This is a genomic window from Dolichospermum sp. UHCC 0259 (genome assembly GCF_009711935.1).
In the GTDB taxonomy this organism is placed as follows: Bacteria; Cyanobacteriota; Cyanobacteriia; order Cyanobacteriales; family Nostocaceae; genus Dolichospermum.
Genome location: NZ_VIKX01000310.1, coordinates 1 through 836 on the forward strand (window position 1 = coordinate 1; position 836 = coordinate 836).

An 836-nucleotide genomic window follows, 5' to 3' on the forward strand; every position below is an offset into this window, starting at 1 on the left:
GGATAAAGACGCTTGAGACGGATACGGGCATCCGCCGTTGTGAACTGCCAATCTACAGATTTTTGTGAATGATTGCGTTGAATATACCAAGCCGTTGTTTCTTGTTCTAAAGTTTCAATATCAGGAATCCGACGATCTAAGCATTGCCGAGTCATTGCGGACAGTTCGTTTTCAGCGATATTGAGCCAACTGCCATGTTTAGGGGTGTGGTGAATTTCCAAACGTTCGACCAAAGAACGGGCAGTAGACGGCTCAAACGCTTGATATAGGGAGGCAAGTTTATGAGTATTTAACTGGTCACATACTAAAATAACTTTGTCGCTATCGGGATAGTCGTTGTCGAGTAAATGCTTAATTTCTGTTGCCCAGTCAACTGCTGTTCTACGTTCACTAACGACTGTTTTACGCCACCCAGACAAGGGTTCTGTAAACATAAAAATATTGGCTGTTCCATTGCGTTCGTATTCATAATCCACCGACTCTGGCTGTCCAGGTTTAGCTGGCAGAGGAACGCGGGTTTCTTTGACCAATTGTATAGGTTGCTCATCCATGCAAATCACTGGACACTTAGGGTCATAGGGCAGATGATAAATTTCTAGAACATCTTCCATGTTAGATACAAATTCGGCACTCTGTTCTGGTGGAATCACATACATCTGGCGCAAATGAGGTTTGAGTTCGTTTTTTTTAACACTTGGCGCACGGTTTCGTGACTAATTGCTGGAACAATTTCTAACTCAACCGCAATGTCTGCGAGTAACCGCAATGTCCAACGTGCCTGACCAGCGGGCGGTTCTCCACAACGCAGGGCGATTAGTTTTGCTTCCACCTCTCCA

2 protein-coding genes are annotated in these 836 nt (G+C 44.9%); both read right to left on the reverse strand.

Going from position 1 to position 836, the window contains the following annotated elements; genetic code table 11:
* The coding region (locus tag FJR05_RS25115; protein ID WP_254447097.1) for an IS630 family transposase at positions 1–656 on the reverse strand (656 nt) is incomplete at its 3' end.
* Positions 647–836: helix-turn-helix domain-containing protein (locus FJR05_RS25120; RefSeq protein WP_168646620.1), on the reverse strand; the 190-nt coding region annotated here is incomplete at its 5' end. The genes FJR05_RS25120 and FJR05_RS25115, both read right to left, overlap by 10 nt.